At 54.7% G+C, this 17,998-nt stretch carries 15 protein-coding genes; 10 read left to right on the top strand and 5 right to left on the bottom strand.

What is annotated here, in order from left to right:
* Positions 1–5: 5 nt before the first annotated feature.
* From fruA to C1N69_RS15315, 4 genes are all read left to right on the top strand, one after another.
* Positions 6–1,694: a PTS fructose transporter subunit IIBC gene (fruA, locus tag C1N69_RS15330; RefSeq protein ID WP_155031493.1), complete on the top strand. Its 1,689-nt coding sequence runs from the start codon at positions 6–8 to the stop codon at positions 1,692–1,694.
* Positions 1,695–1,971: 277 nt separating this feature from the next.
* Positions 1,972–2,913 carry a pseudouridine kinase gene (locus C1N69_RS15325; protein ID WP_155031492.1) on the top strand — a complete coding sequence of 314 codons (942 nt, stop codon included), beginning with the start codon at positions 1,972–1,974 and terminating at the stop codon, positions 2,911–2,913.
* Positions 2,901–3,839, top strand: coding sequence for a pseudouridine-5'-phosphate glycosidase (locus C1N69_RS15320; RefSeq protein ID WP_094919133.1), 939 nt, complete (start codon positions 2,901–2,903; stop codon positions 3,837–3,839). Before C1N69_RS15325 ends, C1N69_RS15320 begins: the two co-directional genes overlap by 13 nt.
* A gap of 93 nt (positions 3,840–3,932) precedes the next feature.
* Positions 3,933–5,180, top strand: a complete 1,248-nt coding sequence (locus C1N69_RS15315) for a NupC/NupG family nucleoside CNT transporter (RefSeq protein WP_155031491.1) — start codon at positions 3,933–3,935, stop codon at positions 5,178–5,180.
* A 15-nt stretch (positions 5,181–5,195) separates the two neighbouring features.
* On the opposite strand, the gene C1N69_RS15310 is transcribed toward C1N69_RS15315, so the two are convergent.
* From C1N69_RS15310 to C1N69_RS15295, 4 genes are all read right to left on the bottom strand, one after another.
* Complete coding sequence (locus tag C1N69_RS15310; RefSeq protein WP_155031490.1) at positions 5,196–6,290, bottom strand: sugar kinase; 1,095 nt, start codon at positions 6,288–6,290, stop codon at positions 5,196–5,198.
* A 2-nt stretch (positions 6,291–6,292) separates the two neighbouring features.
* A complete protein-coding gene (nfo, locus tag C1N69_RS15305) occupies positions 6,293–7,150 on the bottom strand; it encodes a deoxyribonuclease IV (RefSeq protein ID WP_094919131.1) in 858 nt (285 codons plus the stop codon).
* 311 nt (positions 7,151–7,461) lie between these two features.
* On the bottom strand, positions 7,462–7,794 hold the full coding sequence (locus C1N69_RS15300; RefSeq protein WP_155031489.1) for a hypothetical protein: 333 nt from the start codon (positions 7,792–7,794) through the stop codon (positions 7,462–7,464).
* 181 nt (positions 7,795–7,975) lie between these two features.
* The gene (locus C1N69_RS15295) at positions 7,976–9,022 is read right to left on the bottom strand and encodes a YeiH family protein (RefSeq protein ID WP_047959108.1); all 1,047 of its coding nucleotides are present in this window, start codon (positions 9,020–9,022) and stop codon (positions 7,976–7,978) included.
* A 97-nt stretch (positions 9,023–9,119) separates the two neighbouring features.
* Here C1N69_RS15295 and yieE point away from each other — a divergent pair, with 97 nt between their 5' ends.
* From yieE to cirA, 3 genes are all read left to right on the top strand, one after another.
* The gene (yieE, locus tag C1N69_RS15290) at positions 9,120–9,986 is read left to right on the top strand and encodes a DNA-binding transcriptional regulator YeiE (protein WP_047959107.1); all 867 of its coding nucleotides are present in this window, start codon (positions 9,120–9,122) and stop codon (positions 9,984–9,986) included.
* A 158-nt stretch (positions 9,987–10,144) separates the two neighbouring features.
* The gene (locus tag C1N69_RS15285; RefSeq protein WP_025756267.1) at positions 10,145–11,614 is read left to right on the top strand and encodes an amino acid permease; all 1,470 of its coding nucleotides are present in this window, start codon (positions 10,145–10,147) and stop codon (positions 11,612–11,614) included.
* A 219-nt stretch (positions 11,615–11,833) separates the two neighbouring features.
* On the top strand, positions 11,834–13,804 hold the full coding sequence (cirA, locus tag C1N69_RS15280; RefSeq protein WP_155031488.1) for a catecholate siderophore receptor CirA: 1,971 nt from the start codon (positions 11,834–11,836) through the stop codon (positions 13,802–13,804).
* A 96-nt stretch (positions 13,805–13,900) separates the two neighbouring features.
* Here cirA and fghA read toward each other — a convergent pair whose 3' ends face one another.
* Positions 13,901–14,728, bottom strand: a complete 828-nt coding sequence (gene fghA / locus C1N69_RS15275) for an S-formylglutathione hydrolase (RefSeq protein WP_047959105.1) — start codon at positions 14,726–14,728, stop codon at positions 13,901–13,903.
* Between the two features lie 138 nt (positions 14,729–14,866).
* Between fghA and C1N69_RS15270 the strand changes: the two genes are divergently transcribed.
* The 3 genes from C1N69_RS15270 to yeiB all read left to right on the top strand — a co-directional run bounded on the left by C1N69_RS15270 (position 14,867) and on the right by yeiB (position 17,963).
* Positions 14,867–16,015 (top strand): YbfB/YjiJ family MFS transporter, encoded by a 1,149-nt coding sequence (locus C1N69_RS15270; RefSeq protein WP_047959104.1) that lies wholly within the window; start codon positions 14,867–14,869, stop codon positions 16,013–16,015.
* 102 nt (positions 16,016–16,117) lie between these two features.
* Positions 16,118–16,786, top strand: a complete 669-nt coding sequence (gene folE / locus C1N69_RS15265) for a GTP cyclohydrolase I FolE (protein WP_025756263.1) — start codon at positions 16,118–16,120, stop codon at positions 16,784–16,786.
* Between the two features lie 19 nt (positions 16,787–16,805).
* Positions 16,806–17,963 (top strand): DUF418 domain-containing protein YeiB, encoded by a 1,158-nt coding sequence (yeiB, locus tag C1N69_RS15260; protein ID WP_155031487.1) that lies wholly within the window; start codon positions 16,806–16,808, stop codon positions 17,961–17,963.
* Positions 17,964–17,998 lie beyond the last annotated feature (35 nt).

Raw genomic sequence — 17,998 nt, 5'->3', positions numbered from 1 at the left:
GAATAATGAAAACGCTGCTGATCATTGACTCCGGTCTCGGACAGGCTCGCGCCTATATGGCGAAGACCCTGCTGGGCGCGGCGGCACAAAAAGCGCATCTGGATATTATCGATAATCCAGGTGATGCAGAACTGGCCATTGTCCTGGGCGATAAAATCCCGGCTGACAGTGCGCTGAATGGCAAAAAAGTGTGGCTGGGCGATATTAATCGTGCGGTGGCCCACCCGGAACTGTTCCTGAGTGAAGCGAAAGGTCATGCGTCTGTTTACAGCGCGCCTGTCGCCACGGCACCGGTTGCTGCAGCAGCAGGACCGAAACGCATTGTCGCGGTGACGGCCTGCCCTACGGGGGTGGCACACACCTTCATGGCGGCTGAAGCCATTGAAACCGAAGCGAAAAAACGCGGCTGGTGGGTAAAAGTTGAAACGCGTGGCTCTGTGGGCGCGGGCAACGCTATCACCCCTGAAGAAGTGGCGGAAGCCGATCTGGTGATTGTGGCGGCGGATATCGAAGTGGATCTGGCGAAATTTGCCGGTAAGCCGATGTACCGTACCTCAACCGGCCTGGCGCTGAAAAAAACCGCGCAGGAGTTTGATAAAGCGCTGGTGGAAGCGAAGCCGTATCAGGCTACCGGTACCGCGCAGACCGCGACGGAAGGGAAGAAAGAGTCAGCTGGCGCCTATCGTCACTTGCTGACCGGTGTCTCTTACATGCTGCCAATGGTGGTCGCGGGTGGTCTGTGTATTGCGCTCTCGTTCGCCTTTGGTATTACGGCGTTTAAAGAACAAGGGACGCTGGCTGCAGCACTGATGCAGATCGGTGGTGGTTCTGCGTTCGCGCTGATGGTACCCGTTCTGGCGGGCTTTATTGCCTTCTCCATCGCTGACCGTCCTGGCCTGACGCCGGGACTTATCGGCGGTATGCTGGCCGTAAGCACCGGCTCCGGCTTTATCGGCGGTATTATTGCCGGTTTCCTGGCGGGTTACGTCGCGAAGCTTATCAGCGCGAAGCTGAAGCTGCCGCAGAGTATGGAAGCGCTGAAACCGATCCTGATTATCCCGCTGATTTCCAGTCTGGTGGTCGGGCTGGCGATGATTTACCTGATTGGTAAGCCGGTTGCAGGTATCCTCGCGGGCCTGACTCACTGGCTGCAAACCATGGGTACCGCGAATGCGGTACTGCTGGGTGCGATCCTCGGGGGCATGATGTGTACCGATATGGGTGGCCCGGTGAACAAAGCGGCGTACGCTTTCGGTGTTGGTCTGCTGAGTACCCAGACCTACGCGCCGATGGCTGCCATTATGGCCGCAGGTATGGTGCCTCCGCTGGCACTGGGTCTGGCCACGATTATCGCGCGTCGTAAATTCGACAAAGCGCAGCAGGAAGGGGGTAAAGCGGCGCTGGTACTGGGTCTGTGCTTTATCACCGAAGGGGCGATTCCATTTGCCGCCCGTGATCCAATGCGTGTTCTGCCGTGCTGTATCGTTGGTGGCGCGGTGACCGGCGCTATCTCCATGGCGATTGGCGCAAAACTGATGGCACCACACGGCGGTCTGTTTGTCCTGCTGATCCCTGGCGCCATCACACCGGTACTGGGTTACCTGCTGGCGATTGTTGCGGGTACGCTGGTGGCAGGTCTCTCTTACGCGGTGCTCAAACGTCCTGAAGCGGACGTGGTGGCGAAAGCGGCGTGATATAAATCCCCTCTCCCAGGGCAGAGAATTCTCTGCCCTTTTTTATTTCTGCATTTTGTGCCCTGTCTCTCAGGTTTTCCTGCCTTCCCGAATTATATCCGCTAAAAAATGTGATTCTGTTCATAACTACTCGCTTTAGCGCTTGCAGCCAGATTCCGTTTGATCAAAACATGCGCAATACAAACAGGTGTTTGTTTGCAAACATAAGCTCTAATAGATTTTGGTGTCGTTAATCGCGACATCATTACTATGGCAATGCTTTGCCGGAGGGTGTGCTATGCGCAAAAAGGAATACATAGTAACAATCGGTTCAGCCAATATGGATGTGGCCGGATATTCACATGATTCACTCAATTATGCTGACTCCAATCCAGGGCGGATAAAATTTTCTCCCGGCGGCGTGGGAAGAAATATTGCCCATAATCTTTCATTGCTGGGTAAAGCATCATGGCTACTCACTGCCGTAGGCCAGGATTTTTACGGTGAAATGTTATTAACACAAACCCGTCAGAGTGGTGTCCACGTAGAAAAAAGTCTGTGTGTGCCCGGTGAAAATACATCCTGTTATTTATCACTGCTCGATAACACGGGTGAAATGTTAGTGGCTATCAATGATATGAGTATTTCCGAACATATTTCTGCCCGTTTTTTAACGCAACATGCCGATTTCATTCATCACGCATCAGCAGTTGTTGCCGACTGTAATATCAGTGAGGAGGCACTGGTCTGGATACTCGAAAATGCCGGCGGCGTACCGGTATTTGTAGATCCGGTATCCGCCTGGAAATGTATCAAAATTCGCAATCATCTCGACAAAATCCACACGCTGAAACCCAACCGACTGGAAGCCGAAACCCTCAGTGGGATTGCGCTTTCCGGACGTGACGACGCTGCGGATGTTGCCGCCTGGTTCCATTCGCATGGGCTAACGCGGCTGGTACTCAGCATGGGGGGGGATGGTGTTTACTACAGTCACGCCAACGGGGAGCATGGGTGGGCATTACCTGTTAAAACGCAGGTCATTAATGTAACCGGTGCAGGCGACGCCATGATGGCCGGGCTGGTCTCCTGCTGGGTGGATGGTTTGTCATTTATTGATTCCGTACGTTTCGCGCAGGGTTGCTCATCCATGGCGCTTGCCTGTGAATATACCAACAACCCTGATTTATCTGTTGAAAACGTTATTTCCTTACTGGAGAAATCCGCATGTCTGAATTAACACTGAATGCTGAATTACTGCAAATCTCACCAGAGGTACAGGACGCGCTTAAAAATAAAAAGCCGGTCGTCGCGCTCGAATCCACCATTATTTCTCATGGGATGCCTTTCCCACAAAATGCACAAACGGCAATTGAGGTCGAACAAACCATTCGTCAGCATGGCGCTGTTCCGGCAACTATTGCCATTATTGGCGGAATAATGAAAGTGGGCTTGAGTAAAGATGAAATTGAGTTATTGGGGCGCGAAGGGCACAGCGTCACAAAAGTCAGCCGCCGGGATTTACCGTTTGTCGTAGCAGCCAAAAAAAATGGTGCCACAACGGTTGCCTCCACCATGATTATTTCGGCGCTGGCCGGAATTAAAGTCTTTGCAACCGGGGGAATTGGTGGTGTTCATCGTGGTGCTGAACGCACGTTTGATATTTCTGCCGATCTTCAGGAGCTGGCACATACCAATGTCACAGTGGTCTGTGCGGGCGCGAAATCTATTCTCGATCTGGGGCTCACCACCGAATATTTAGAAACTTTCGGTGTCCCGTTAATTGGCTACCAGACAACCTCTCTTCCGGCATTTTTCTGTCGTACCAGTCCATTTGACGTGAGCATTCGTCTCGATACCGCAGAGGAGATTGCCCGCGCCATGCTCGTGAAGTGGCAGACGGGTCTGAACGGCGGACTGGTGGTGGCCAATCCGATTCCTGAATCGTTCGCTATGGCAGAAGGCAAAATTAACGCAGCCATCGATCAGGCGGTACGAGAAGCTGAAGAGCAGGGCATCGTGGGCAAAGAAAGCACGCCTTTCCTGCTGGCCCGGGTGGCCGATCTGACCGGTGGCGACAGCCTGAAGTCCAACATCCAACTGGTCTTCAACAACGCCGTGCTGGCCTGCGAGATAGCGAAAGCCTATCAACGTCTCGCCTGTTAAAGCCGTTCAGTCAGCATGCTGTCGACCACCAGGGGCAAACACAACTGAGGCCCGGCGACAACGCCGGGTTTACTGGCATGAAGGGAATTCGTTATGGATATCATGAGAAGTGTTGTGGGGATGGTAATTTTACTGGCAATTGCGTTCCTGTTGTCAGTCAATAAAAAGCGTATCAGCCTGCGTACCGTGGGGGCTGCGCTGGTTCTGCAGATCGCCATCGGTGGGATTATGCTCTATTTTCCTCCTGGTAAATGGCTTGTAGAGCAGGCCGCGCTGGGCGTACATAAAGTCATGTCCTACAGTGATGCAGGGAGCGCCTTTATCTTTGGCTCGCTGGTAGGGCCGAAAATGGATGTTCTGTTTGATGGGGCGGGATTCATCTTCGCGTTTCGTGTGTTACCTGCCATTATTTTTGTCACCGCCCTGATCAGCCTGCTCTATTACATCGGCGTGATGGGGCTGCTTATCCGGTTTCTTGGCGGTATTTTCCAGAAAGCACTGCACATCAGTAAGATCGAATCCTTTGTTGCCGTGACCACCATCTTTCTCGGGCAAAACGAGATCCCGGCAATTGTGAAGCCGTTTATTGACCGTCTTAACCGCAATGAACTGTTCACCGCGATCTGTAGCGGCATGGCATCGATTGCTGGCTCGATGATGATTGGTTATGCAGGAATGGGCGTGCCGATTGATTATCTGCTCGCCGCATCGCTGATGGCCATTCCGGGGGGGATCCTGTTTGCGCGTATACTCAGTCCGGCTACGGAAGCGTCAAACGTCACTTTTGATAACCTGTCATTCACTGAAACTCCACCGAAAAGCATTATTGAAGCTGCCGCGAGCGGGGCGATGACCGGGCTAAAAATTGCTGCGGGTGTTGCAACGGTAGTGATGGCGTTTGTCGCTATCATTGCGCTGATCAACGGCATGATTGGCGGTATTGGTGGCTGGTTTGGTTACGAACACGCCACCCTTGAAGGGATTTTTGGTTATGTTCTGGCTCCGCTGGCCTGGATTATGGGGGTTGACTGGCATGAAGCAACGCTTGCCGGAAGCCTGATCGGTCAGAAGCTGGCAATCAATGAGTTTGTGGCCTACCTCAATTTCTCACCGTATCTGCAAACGGCAGGCTCTCTGGATGTAAAAACCATCGCCATTATCTCTTTCGCCCTCTGCGGTTTCGCCAATTTTGGATCCATTGGCGTTGTCGTCGGCGCATTTTCCGCCATTGCGCCACAGCGGGCGCCCGAAATAGCGCAGTTGGGAATGCGGGCCCTGGCAGCAGCCACGCTTTCCAATCTCATGAGCGCGACGATTGTGGGCTTCTTCATCAGTTTATAAAGAATGACCCAGGCATCATGCCTGGGTTGTATTGAGCAGATAGAGGGCGTTATTAGCGGAAAGGGCAGGATTATTGAGGCTGACGCTGGCGCGTGATAAGGCAGCACATGCCATCGCGAAATTCGCACCGTCACGAAACTCGCTCCCTTCCAGAAAACTATAGAGAAGGCCCGCCATAAAACAGTCATCCGCGCCAAAACCGTCCACGACAGGATGCGCAGGCGGGAAAAGACGAAATTGTTCGCCATTCTTCTGGCTACAAAAAACCGATTCATCCTTCATGTAAACATACACATGCTGAACCCCTTGCTGATGCAGATAATCCGCTGCGCGGGCCAGGTCAGCATCGGTAATGACGGGATTGCCCCAGAGGATCTCAAGTTCCTTTTGAGTCGGCTTCAGGGTATGGATCCGCGAATACCAGGTCTTAATTTTTTCCGCTTTGAATTCAGAAACAGTATCAATAAAGACCGGAATATCATCCGCGATGGTAAAGACCCATTCAATCGCTTCCGGGGTGAGGTTGCAATCGGCAAGTATCACCCCGGCGTGACGGAGCAGATCCCGCGAGTTGTCCAGCAGTTGCGGCGTCAGCTTTTGCAGAATCTGTGTATCGTTTATCGCCAGCACCGTTTCATCCTGCTGGTTTGCGACGGAGAGGTAGGTTGACGTGTTATGTCCGTGTAAGCGGATACAGCTGGAGACATTTACCCCCGCCTGACGCGTTTGCTCCAGCAGTGTTTCGCCGTAAAAATCACTGCCTACCGCTGAAATTAAATGGACGTCTCTTCCCAGTAAGGCAAGATTATGCGCGATATTACGGCCCACGCCGCCTGCGGAACAGTGAATGCTGCCCGGATGAGAGGCAGATTGCGGATAGTGGATTTCCGCCGTGCCGCGAATATCCATATTGATGGCGCCGACCACCACGCAATACTCCCGTTCGGTGAGGATATATCCTTTACCTTTGATCATCCCCTTACGCATCAGATCCATAATATGTGCCGCGACACGCGAACGGCTGATCTGCAAAATATCGGCGATTTCGTTTTGCTGAATAAGGGGATTACGCCGCAGGATCTTGAGTATCTGCTTCTCTCTTTCGTTCATTCTTACGCAACCGCCTGTTCTGTCTGCTGTGCCTTCAGCCAGGCGATCTCTTCCGCCCAGATATCCGGGTTAATGGTTTCCAGCACCATGGGGATCCCATCGAAACGGGCATCCTGCATGATAAAGCGGAACGCGTCGTGGCCGATGTTGCCTTCGCCCAGGCTGTGGTGGCGGTCAACGCGGCTGCCAAAGGCGCTTTTCGCATCGTTCAGGTGCATACCGCGCAGATACTTAAAGCCAACAATGCGCCCGAACTCGTCAAAGGTGTTTTTCGTGGCCTCGGTGGTGCGCAGGTCATAACCGGCGGCAAAGGCGTGGCAGGTATCAATGCACACGCCCACGCGGGATTTATCTTCCACCCCGTCAATAATGGCCGCCAGATGTTCAAACTTAAAGCCGAGGTTGCTGCCCTGACCGGCGGTATTCTCAATCACCGCAGTCACGCCTTTGGTTTTATCCAGGGTGATGTTGATGGATTCGGCAATGCGCGCCAGACAGGCATCTTCGTCGATCTGCATCAGATGGCTACCCGGATGGAAGTTCAGCAGCGTCAGCCCCAGCTGTTCGCAGCGCTGTACTTCATCGAGAAACGCTTCGCGGGACTTCTCCAGCGCGTCCTGTACCGGATGTCCGAGGTTGATCAGGTAGCTGTCATGGGGGAGGATCTGACCCGGCCCGTAGTGGTATTTCTCACAGGCGGCTTTGAAATCATCAATCACATCCGTGGTGAGCGGCGCGGCGCGCCACTGGCGCTGGTTTTTGGTGAACAGGGCGAAAGCGGTCGCCTCAATTTCGGCGGCGCGAATGGCAGCATTGGCAAGGCCACCTGCAGCGCTGACGTGCGCTCCAACATATTTCATAAAGGGACTCCTGTTAAACCCACCATCGAAAAGGGCAATAATAGCGGATCTAAAAGGGGTTTACGTTATTGAATATGCAGTCCGTTGATGATGAGACCTTTAATATATGGCGTTCGCTGGAAGGTCTGCCGGACAGTTTGGTACAGTAGCCATTCTTGATCGGGGGCAATGGCGTCTCTGGATGAGATCGTATCAAACGGCATGTAGAAAGCAGGAAGCAGTGTAAGCCGTTCGAGTTGTTTCTCGTATTCGATTTCAGGAATGGGGAGTTGGATATCCCTTTTTAGCCCTGGATCATCATAGAACGATATTCAGTCATCCAGCAGTGTTCTATCGCCCGTTATAGCCGTGTAATTAATAAGCGCTATTGAGTAGGCGTCACGCTCCGCACCGTAGCATCGTTCGTTGGCTCTTCTGTATAAATCCCAGATTGCTTTTTTTCTAACCTCAACCGACTGTGATTGAAGCCAGAAGTCAAACCAGTTGGCTTCAATTTTTCTAAACCGATCGCAGACATTTAGGCGATGCTCAAGTACTTCTCTGGCGCGAAGTTGTGCTGCTTCAAGATCATCAACTGGATTAGCGTATGCTTGTCGTGTCGACGTTATTACAAGGAGGGTGAATAATAAATTAACGAAACGCACGATCCATGCACCTCCAGAAGTCAAGATCTTTACCGGTGGAAGAATATCCAGTTCCGAAAATGACTTTTTCCTTAAAATGACACAAAGACAAACAGTTCAGCAGAGATTATTCATCTCTACTGAGCTGTTGATGGCAATTATGAATTTTTCAGATTTTATTAATGTTTTTGGAATCAATGTATTAACGCATCACGCTGTGCACCAGCAGGTTAATCGCACCGCCACCGACAATCAGCCAGATGAAAAGCACCAACGCCATCAGCAGCGGTTTCGCACCGGCTTTTTTCAGCGCACTGACGTGGGTGGTCACCCCCAGCGCCGCCATGGCCATCGCCAGCAGCACGGTATCCAGCGTCACCAGCATATCGACCACGGCTTTCGGCAGCAGGTGGAAGGAGTTGAAAATCGCCACCACGATAAACAGGATCGCAAACCACGGAATGGTGATTTTACTTTTCTCGCTGCCGCCCGCCGGAGCCAGCTGTTTAACCCGCGCGGCCAGGAAAATCAGGAAAGGCGCGAGCATCATCACGCGCAGCATTTTGGCAATCACCGCCGCGTTTTCGGCTTCCGGGTTAATCGCGTGGCCTGCTGCGACCACCTGAGCCACTTCGTGCATGGTTGAGCCAATATAGATGCCATAGGTTTCCGGGCTGAACCAGTGGGCTACCAGCGGATACATCGCCGGGTAGAGGAAAATCGCCACCGTACCGAAGATCACTACCGTCGCCACCGCCACGGTCACTTTGCTGGCTTCGGCCTTCACGACAGGTTCCGTTGCCAGTACCGCCGCAGCGCCGCAAATACTGCTGCCTGCGCCGATTAACCAGCTGGTTTGCTTATCCAGACCAAAGACTTTCTGGCCGATAAAGCAGGCCAGTAAAAAGGTACTGGTCAGGGTCAGGACATCGATGGCGATCCCGCTGACGCCAACGTCGGCAATCTGCGAAAAAGTGAGACGAAAGCCGTAGAGAATGATCCCGAGACGCAGCAGGTGCTGTTTGGCGAAGATCACGCCGCCGTCACAGGATTTCCAGATATGTGGGTAAACGGTGTTACCCACGACCATGCCGAGCAATATCGCCAGCGTTAAGGCGCTAAAACCTGCGCCGGCAACGGCGGGAATGCTTCCGCCCCATAACGCCACGCCGGTCACCGCGGCGCTGAGCGCAAGACCCGGCACGAAGTGCCACAATGTACGATGATGCTGTAAGGTGAGTTCTGACATAACCTTCTCCTTTGTCTGGCTAAAGGTTACGGCGCTCTGGCTTAAAAATAAAATTGATTATATACTTATAATCAATCTATATAAGTGGTAAGCAATCATGCACATTACATTGCGCCAGCTGGAAGTCTTTGCCGAAGTGCTGAAAAGCGGGTCGACGACGCAGGCATCGCAGATGCTGGCGCTCTCGCAATCTGCGGTCAGCGCAGCCCTGACCGACCTCGAAGGTCAGCTGGGCGTTCAGCTTTTCGACAGGGTAGGGAAGCGCCTGGTGGTCAACGAGCACGGGCGCCTTCTCTACCCGCGCGCGCTGGCCTTGCTGGAGCAGGCTATCGAAATCGAACAGCTGTTCCGCGAAGACAACGGTGCGATCCGCGTCTACGCCAGCAGCACCATCGGGAATTACATCCTGCCGGAAGTGATTGCCCGCTACCGTCGGGATTTTCCCACCCTGCCGCTGGAAATGAGCGTCGGTAATAGCCAGGACGTCATCAACGCGGTGATCGATTTCCGCGTGGATATCGGTCTCATCGAAGGTCCCTGCCATAACGTCGATATCATTGCCGAGCCCTGGCTGGAGGATGAGCTGGTGGTCTTTGCGTCCCCGGCCTCGTCTTTATTACAGGGCGAAGTGACGCTGGAGCGGCTGGCGCAGGCGCAGTGGATCCTGCGTGAGCAGGGCTCCGGCACGCGGGAAATTGTCGATTACCTGCTGCTGTCCCACCTGCCGCATTTCCAGCTGGGGATGGAGCTGGGGAATTCAGAGGCGATTAAGCACGCGGTACGTCATGGCCTTGGCATCAGCTGTCTTTCACGGCGGGTCATTGCTGAACAGCTTGAGACGGGGTCGCTGGTGGAAATTGCCGTTCCGCTCCCGAAACTGGTGCGCACGCTGTGGCGCATTCACCATCGTCAGAAACACCTCTCCAGCTCGCTGCAGCGTTTTCTGCGCTATTGCGAAATCTAAACGCGTCCCTCACCCCAAAGGGGAGAGGGAAAAATTATGCTTTACTTATAATCCTGGCCGCGTCATGAAGCTCTCTTATAACTGAGTATTTCTGCCGGAAGGAATCCGGATCGTCTGCTACAATTGCGCCTCATTTATTAAATGGACAGCATTTTCATATGGTTTCAGAAATTAAAACCACAGAAGCGCCCACGCTCCGTCGTGAACTCAAGGCGCGTCACCTGACGATGATCGCCATTGGCGGTTCAATCGGTACAGGTCTTTTCGTTGCCTCTGGCGCAACGATTTCGGCAGCAGGCCCGGGTGGGGCGCTTTTCTCTTATATCCTGATTGGCCTGATGGTGTACTTCCTGATGACCAGTCTGGGCGAACTGGCCGCGTACATGCCGGTGTCAGGTTCGTTTTCGACCTACGGTCAAAAATACGTTGAAGAAGGTTTCGGCTTCGCGCTGGGCTGGAATTACTGGTACAACTGGGCGGTTACCATCGCCGTTGACCTCGTCGCTGCACAGCTGGTGATGAACTGGTGGTTCCCGGATACGCCGGGCTGGATCTGGAGCGCACTGTTCCTGACCGTCATCTTCCTGCTGAACTACATCTCCGTGCGCGGTTTCGGCGAAGCAGAATACTGGTTCTCTTTGATCAAAGTGGCAACCGTCATCATCTTTATCGTCGTCGGTGTGGCGATGATCGTTGGTATTTTCAAAGGTGCTGAACCTGCGGGCTGGAGCAACTGGACAACAGGCGATGCGCCGTTTGCCGGTGGTCTTTCGGCAATGATTGGCGTGGCAATGATTGTCGGCTTCTCCTTCCAGGGGACTGAACTGATTGGTATCGCTGCCGGTGAGTCTGAGAACCCGGAAAAAAATATTCCGCGTGCGGTTCGTCAGGTCTTCTGGCGTATCCTGCTGTTCTACGTGTTCGCTATCCTGATTATCAGCCTGATCATTCCATACACCGATCCAAGCCTGCTGCGCAATGACGTCAAAGACATTAGCGTCAGCCCCTTCACGCTGGTCTTCCAGCACGCCGGTCTGCTGTCTGCGGCGGCAGTGATGAACGCCGTGATCCTGACCGCCGTGCTTTCTGCCGGTAACTCCGGGATGTACGCGTCCACCCGTATGCTCTACACCCTGGCCTGCGATGGTAAAGCCCCGCGTATCTTTGCGAAACTGTCCCGCGGCGGGGTACCGCGCAACGCGTTGTACGCCACTACGGTAATTGCTGGTCTATGCTTCCTGACTTCCATGTTTGGCAACCAGACGGTATACCTGTGGCTGCTGAACACCTCGGGGATGACGGGCTTTATTGCCTGGCTGGGGATTGCCATTAGCCACTACCGTTTCCGCCGTGGCTATGTCAAACAGGGCTATGACATTAACTCGCTACCGTATCGTTCCGGCTTCTTCCCGCTGGGTCCAATTTTCGCCTTCATTCTGTGCCTGATTATTACGCTGGGACAGAACTATGAAGCGTTCCTGGCGGACACCATTGACTGGGGTGCCGTCACGGCAACCTACATTGGTATTCCGCTGTTCCTCGTCATCTGGTTTGGTTACAAACTGACGAAAGGAACACACTTCGTTCGCTACAGTGAAATGGAATTCCCGGAACGATTTAAACAATAACCGCACTCCCTCTCTTTTAACCCGCTCATTCGAGCGGGTTTTTTTATCCCTGTACGCTGAAACAAAGATATATTTTTTAACAATTTAATTGATAATAATTATCGTTTGCTTTATCGTTATCAAAAAAACGTGTCACCGACCCACCGCAGATGTGGGCGGCAAGGAAGACGCTGTGAGTGATGATTTGATGTAGTTGTATTTACCTCATGGAGATATGGAATGTTTAGGTTGAATCCCTTCGTCAGGGGAGGACTTTGTGCGTCCGCAATGTCCCTGGCCCTGCCTGTTATCGCAGCAGAATCCGGCGACACTATGGTTGTAACGGCCTCCGCGACCGAGCAAAATCTGAAAGATGCGCCGGCCAGCATCAGCGTAATTACGCAGGAAGATTTGCAGCGCAAACCCGTTCAGAACCTGAAAGATGTGTTACGGGATGTGCCTGGCGTACAACTCACGAGCGAAGGGGACAACCGTAAAGGGGTAAGTATTCGCGGTCTGGACAGCAGCTATACGCTGATCCTGGTCGACGGCAAGCGCGTTAACTCCCGCACCGCGGTGTTCCGCCATAATGATTTCGATCTCAGCTGGGTTCCGGTTGACGCTATCGAACGAATCGAAGTGGTGCGCGGGCCGATGTCCTCGCTTTATGGCTCCGACGCGCTGGGCGGCGTGGTGAACATTATCACCAAAAAAATCGGTCAGAAATGGACGGGCACCCTGAGCGCCGATTCCACGATTCAGGAACATCGCGACCGTGGAGACACCTACAACGGTCAGTTCTACACCAGCGGCCCGCTGGTGGATGGCCTGCTGGGGCTGAAAGCCTACGGTAGCCTCGCGAAGCGTGAGAAAGACGGCCAGCAGAAATCCTCTACCACGGCGAGCGGTGAAACGCCGCGCATCGAAGGCTTCACGAGCCGCGATGCTAATGTCGAATTCGCCTGGACGCCGTCTGAAAATCACGACTTTACGGCGGGCTATGGTTTCGACCGTCAGGATCGCGACTCGGATTCCCTCGACAAAAACCGCCTTGAGCGTCAGAACTACTCCCTCAGTCACAACGGTCGCTGGGGTATCGGCAACAGCGAGCTGAAGGTTTACGGCGAGAAGGTTGACAACAAAAACCCGGGCAACAGCAACCCTATCACCTCTGAGAGCAACGCAGTGGACGGGAAATACGTGCTGCCGCTGGGCGAAATCAATCAGTTCCTGACCTTCGGTGGTGAATGGCGTCACGATAAGCTGAAAGATCCGGTCAACCTTACTGGCGGTTCCAGCAGCAGTACCTCGACAAGCCAGTATGCTCTGTTCCTGGAGGATGAGTGGCGTATCTTTGAACCTCTGGCGCTGACCACCGGTATCCGTATGGATGACCATGACACCTATGGCGATCACTGGAGTCCGCGGGCGTATCTGGTGTATAACGCGACCGATACCGTAACGGTGAAAGGGGGCTGGGCTACCGCGTTTAAAGCGCCGTCACTGCTGCAGCTGAGCCCGGACTGGGTCAGCGGCTCATGCCGTGGTGCCTGTGAGATTGTCGGTAACCCGGACCTGAAACCGGAAACCAGCGAGAGCTTCGAATTCGGTCTCTACTACAGCGGGGAAGAGGGCTGGTTAGAGGGCGTACAGGCCAGCATTACCACCTTCCAGAATAATGTGGATGACCGCATCAGCATTAGCCGTACGGCCAATGTGAAGCAGGCCCAGAGCTACCCTAACTACGTTGGCCTGAATGCGGACGGTGAACCGATTTTCCGCTATTACAACGTTAACAAGGCGCGTATCCGCGGGGTGGAGACGGAGCTGAAATTCCCGCTGGCGGAAGAGTGGAAAGTGACGCTGAACTACACCTATAACGATGGTCGTGATATCAGTAACGGCGGCAACAAACCGCTGTCCGATCTGCCATTCCACACGGCCAACGGTACCGTTGACTGGCAGGCGACCCAGGACTGGTCGTTCTACGTTCAGGGCAACTACACCGGCGAGAAACGCGCGTTGACCAGCAGTGCCCCTACGCCGGGTGGCTATGTCATCTGGAATACCGGTGCGGCGTGGCAGGCAACGAAAAGCGTTAAGCTGCGCGCGGGCGTGCAGAACCTGCTGGATAAAGACCTGAGCCGTGACGATTACAGCTATACAGAAGATGGCCGTCGTTACTTCGTGGGTGTGGATTACAGGTTCTGACCCAGTCAGGTGGCGGCTGCGCCTTACCCGGCCTACAAAAAGGCACAAGCTTGTAGGCCCGGTAAGCGAAGCGCCACCGGGCAAAAAAGGCCGCACTTACCCGAACAAATGCTCCGCATGGAAGCGGAGATGATCCTCAATAAAGGATGCGATGAAGTAATAGCTGTGATCGTATCCCGGTTGAATACGCAGCGTCAGCGGCCAGTCTTTCTGGCGTGCCGCTTCTGCCAGCACCGCGGGCTGTAGCTGCCCGGCAAGGAATTGATCCGCATCTCCCTGATCGATAAGGATAGGAAGGGCATCTTCCGGTTTGCTGTTCAGCATCAGCGCACAGCTGTCCCATGCCAGCCATTTTTCCGCATCGTCACCCAGATAGTGGGTAAAGGCTTTTTGCCCCCATGGCACCTGGGTGGGGTTCACGATAGGCGCAAATGCCGACACGCTGACGTATTTTCCCGGGTTTTTCAGCGCCATGATCAGCGCCCCGTGACCGCCCATCGAGTGGCCGCTGATCGCGCAGCGCTGGCTGACCGCAAACTGAGACTGCACGAGGGCAGGAAGTTCATCGCGAATGTAATCATACATACGGTAGTGGCGCGCCCAGGGCAGTTCGGTGGCATTCAGATAAAAGCCGGCGCCTTTGCCCAGGTCGTATCCCGTATCGTCGGCCACATCATCGCCACGTGGGCTGGTGTCCGGCATGACCAGCGCAATACCCAGTTCGGCAGCAATACGCTGCGCGCCCGCTTTGGTGGTGAAGTTTTCGTCGTTGCAGGTCAGGCCGGAAAGCCAGAACAGAACCGGCGGGTTTTCCGTCGGGGGCAGGAAAATGCTGAACGTCATCGCACAGTTCAGAACGGTGGAGTCGTGCCGCCAGCGCTGCTGTCGACCTTCAAAACAACGGTGCTCTTCGAGCAGTTCCATGCTGGGCTCCTTAATGAGAATGTGCAGTCATAAAACCCATAATACAGCGTTTTCATTAACCTGTGAGCAACTTTCACTTTCGTCAGACGACGAGATGCTGCATCATAAATTTACTTTTCTTTAACATTTGGAGCGTTCATGGCGCTGCGTATTGCGCTCAGTGGGTTCGTCGTTCTGGTGGTGGCAATGGGAATCGGGCGCTTTGCCTTTACGCCTCAGGTGCCGCTGATGATAGCTGCCGGGCAGCTTACGCTGACCAGCGCGGGTCTGGTGGCGGCGATGAACTATCTGGGCTATCTGGTGGGCGCGTGGGATGCGATGCGCGCCCACCGCTTTGTTGAAATGCGTCTCTGGCTGGGCATCGCGGGGGCGGTGGCGTTGACGCTACTCTCCGCGGCGGCGGATAACGCCGTTGTACATGGCCTGCTGCGCTTTGTGATTGGCTGCATGAGCGGCTGGTCTATGGTGCTGATTGCTGCCTGGACCAACGAACGCCTGGGCCAGCTGGGCAAACCTGGCCTGAGCGCCGCCGTTTTTGCTGGACCCGGAGCAGGCATTGCCCTGAGCGGGCTGCTCGCCGTCTATATTCAGGCGAAATCCCTTTCGGCTGGTGCGGCATGGCAAATTTACGGCGTGCTGGCGCTGGTGCTGATTGCGCTGGTGGCGCGCTACCTGCCGCGAGCCGGACAACTTCATCGACCCGGCACCGCACCGGAGCCGCTGGTGCTGACGGCAGATTTAAAACGCCTGGTCTGGAGCTACAGCCTGGCCGGGTTTGGGTACATTCTGCCGGCGACCTTTTTATCGCAAATGGCGGCCGTACGTTTTCCCGGCAGCCTGTTTGCCCAGTTCGTCTGGCCGATTTTTGGTCTCGCCGCCGTGGTGGGCATTGCGCTCAGCATTCTTTTGCGCCATACCTCAACGGCTAACCGCCGGCTGGCTATCGTGCTGTGGCTTCAGGGGGCCGGCGTGCTGGCGGCCTGGCTGCTACCCGGAATTGGCGGATTGCTGACAGGCGGGCTACTGGTGGGCGGCGGGTTCCTCTGCGCCGTTCAGCTCTCGCTGCTGTACGGCCGCGAACTGGCTCCGGAGCACACGCGGTATATGGCCGGTTTGCTCACGACCGGGTATGCCATAGGCCAGCTGGTAGGGCCGGTAACCTCAGCGTTATCGACCTGGCTTACCCACCGGCTGGAGCCTGCGCTGGGCCTGGCGGGCGTTGCGCTGTTCGTCGGCGGTGCCCTGGTGTGGAATCGTCACGCTGAAAGGCAACAGCAATTGCAATAATTATCGTCGTGAATACTGGATTATGTGCGCGGCCTCACGCACAATGAGCGCATACTTTTGCCACAACGAGGGCAAAAGACGCCACACCTGCAGGAGAACAAAATGTCATCACTCAGTAAAGAAGCTGCCCTGGTCCATGAAGCCCTGGTTGCGCGCGGTCTTGAAACGCCACTGCGTCCGCCCGTTCAGGATATGGACAATGAAACCCGCAAGCGTCTGATTGCCGGTCATATGACCGATATCATGGAGCTGCTGAATCTCGATCTGAGTGACGACAGTCTGATGGAGACGCCGCACCGCATCGCGAAAATGTACGTCGACGAAATTTTCTCTGGCCTGGATTACGCCAACTTCCCGAAAATTACCGTCATCGAAAATAAGATGAAAGTGGATGAGATGGTGACGGTGCGTGATATCACGCTGACCAGCACCTGCGAACACCATTTCGTCACTATCGACGGTAAAGCGACCGTGGCGTATATCCCCAAAGATACGGTGATTGGCCTGTCGAAGATCAACCGCATCGTGCAGTTCTTTGCGCAGCGTCCACAGGTGCAGGAGCGTCTGACGCAGCAGATCCTGACCGCGCTGCAAACGTTGCTCGGCACCAATAACGTGGCCGTCTCAATCGACGCGGTTCACTACTGCGTGAAAGCGCGCGGCGTGCGTGATGCCACCAGTGCGACCACCACTACCTCGCTGGGTGGGCTGTTTAAATCGAGCCAGAATACCCGCCAGGAGTTCCTGCGCGCCGTTCGTCACCACAACTAAGTCTTACAGGGCAGGGACCATGGAGCGAAACGTCACGCTCGATTTTGTTCGCGGCGTCGCCATTCTCGGTATCCTGCTGCTTAATATCAGCGCCTTCGGTCTGCCGAAGGCGGCCTATCTTAACCCTGCGTGGTATGGCGATATCACGCGCAGTGATGCCTGGACGTGGGCGATCCTCGATCTCTTCGCGCAGGTCAAATTTCTTACGCTCTTTGCCCTGCTGTTTGGCGCAGGCCTGCAGCTCCTCCTCAGGCGCGGCACGCGCTGGATCCAGTCGCGTCTGACGCTGCTGGTTATCCTCGGGTTTATCCACGGGCTGTTCTTCTGGGATGGCGATATTCTCCTCGCGTATGGCTTAGTCGGGCTCATCTGCTGGCGTCTCATTCGCGATGCGCACAGCGTAAAAAGCCTCTTTAACACTGGCGTGATGCTCTATGTCATGGGGCTGGCAGTGCTGCTGCTGTTGGGGATGATCTCGGGCGAGGCGACAAACCGTTCCTGGATCCCGGATGCCGCAAACCTGCAGTACGAGCAATACTGGAAGCTGAAGGGCGGTACGGAAGCAATAAGCAACCGTGCGGATATGCTGGGCGATAGCCTCCTTGCGCTGGGCGCGCAATACGGCTGGCAGCTGGCGGGAATGATGCTGATGGGCGCGTCACTGATGCGCACCGGCTGGCTGAAAGGCGAATTCAGCCTGCGCCACTATCGCCGCACCGGCATCGGGCTGGTGCTGCTCGGCGTGCTGATTAACCTTCCGGCGGTGATGGCGCAGTGGCACCTTCACTGGGATTACCGCTGGTGCGCTTTCCTGCTCCAGGTACCACGTGAGCTGAGCGCACCGTTCCAGACCATCGGCTATGCGGCGCTGATCTATGGCTTCTGGCCGACGCTTTCTCGCCTGTGGATGGTCAGCGCTACCGCCTGCGTGGGGCGCATGGCGTTAAGCAATTACCTCCTGCAAACGCTTATCTGCACCACGCTTTTCTATCGCTTTGGTCTGTTTATGAAATTCGACCGCCTCGAACTGCTGGCGTTTGTTATCCCGGTCTGGGCGGTAAACCTGGCGTTTTCTGTGCTCTGGCTACGCTATTTCCGCCAGGGGCCGCTGGAGTGGGTGTGGCGTCAGTTAACCGCACGTGCTTCAGGGATATCATTGAAAAATACATCCAGATAACGATCTGGATCACAATCATTAACAAAACGGATGTA

It is taken from the genome of Enterobacter sichuanensis (assembly GCF_009036245.1).
GTDB lineage: Bacteria > Pseudomonadota > Gammaproteobacteria > Enterobacterales > Enterobacteriaceae > Enterobacter > Enterobacter sichuanensis.
The sequence above is the reverse complement of the archived record's forward strand: the minus strand, read 5'-3'. Positions and strand labels throughout refer to the sequence as shown.

Bases quoted from the DNA above. Each gene is read 5' to 3' on its own strand.
- fruA (WP_155031493.1), top strand. From the start codon at position 6: ATGAAAACGCTGCTGATCATTGACTCCGGTCTCGGACAGGCTCGCGCC.
- C1N69_RS15325 (WP_155031492.1), top strand. From the start codon at position 1,972: ATGCGCAAAAAGGAATACATAGTAACAATCGGTTCAGCCAATATGGAT.
- C1N69_RS15320 (WP_094919133.1), top strand. From the start codon at position 2,901: ATGTCTGAATTAACACTGAATGCTGAATTACTGCAAATCTCACCAGAG.
- C1N69_RS15315 (WP_155031491.1), top strand. From the start codon at position 3,933: ATGGATATCATGAGAAGTGTTGTGGGGATGGTAATTTTACTGGCAATT.
- C1N69_RS15310 (WP_155031490.1), bottom strand. From the start codon at position 6,290: ATGAACGAAAGAGAGAAGCAGATACTCAAGATCCTGCGGCGTAATCCC.
- nfo (WP_094919131.1), bottom strand. From the start codon at position 7,150: ATGAAATATGTTGGAGCGCACGTCAGCGCTGCAGGTGGCCTTGCCAAT.
- C1N69_RS15295 (WP_047959108.1), bottom strand. From the start codon at position 9,022: ATGTCAGAACTCACCTTACAGCATCATCGTACATTGTGGCACTTCGTG.
- yieE (WP_047959107.1), top strand. From the start codon at position 9,120: ATGCACATTACATTGCGCCAGCTGGAAGTCTTTGCCGAAGTGCTGAAA.
- C1N69_RS15285 (WP_025756267.1), top strand. From the start codon at position 10,145: ATGGTTTCAGAAATTAAAACCACAGAAGCGCCCACGCTCCGTCGTGAA.
- cirA (WP_155031488.1), top strand. From the start codon at position 11,834: ATGTTTAGGTTGAATCCCTTCGTCAGGGGAGGACTTTGTGCGTCCGCA.
- fghA (WP_047959105.1), bottom strand. From the start codon at position 14,728: ATGGAACTGCTCGAAGAGCACCGTTGTTTTGAAGGTCGACAGCAGCGC.
- C1N69_RS15270 (WP_047959104.1), top strand. From the start codon at position 14,867: ATGGCGCTGCGTATTGCGCTCAGTGGGTTCGTCGTTCTGGTGGTGGCA.
- folE (WP_025756263.1), top strand. From the start codon at position 16,118: ATGTCATCACTCAGTAAAGAAGCTGCCCTGGTCCATGAAGCCCTGGTT.
- yeiB (WP_155031487.1), top strand. From the start codon at position 16,806: ATGGAGCGAAACGTCACGCTCGATTTTGTTCGCGGCGTCGCCATTCTC.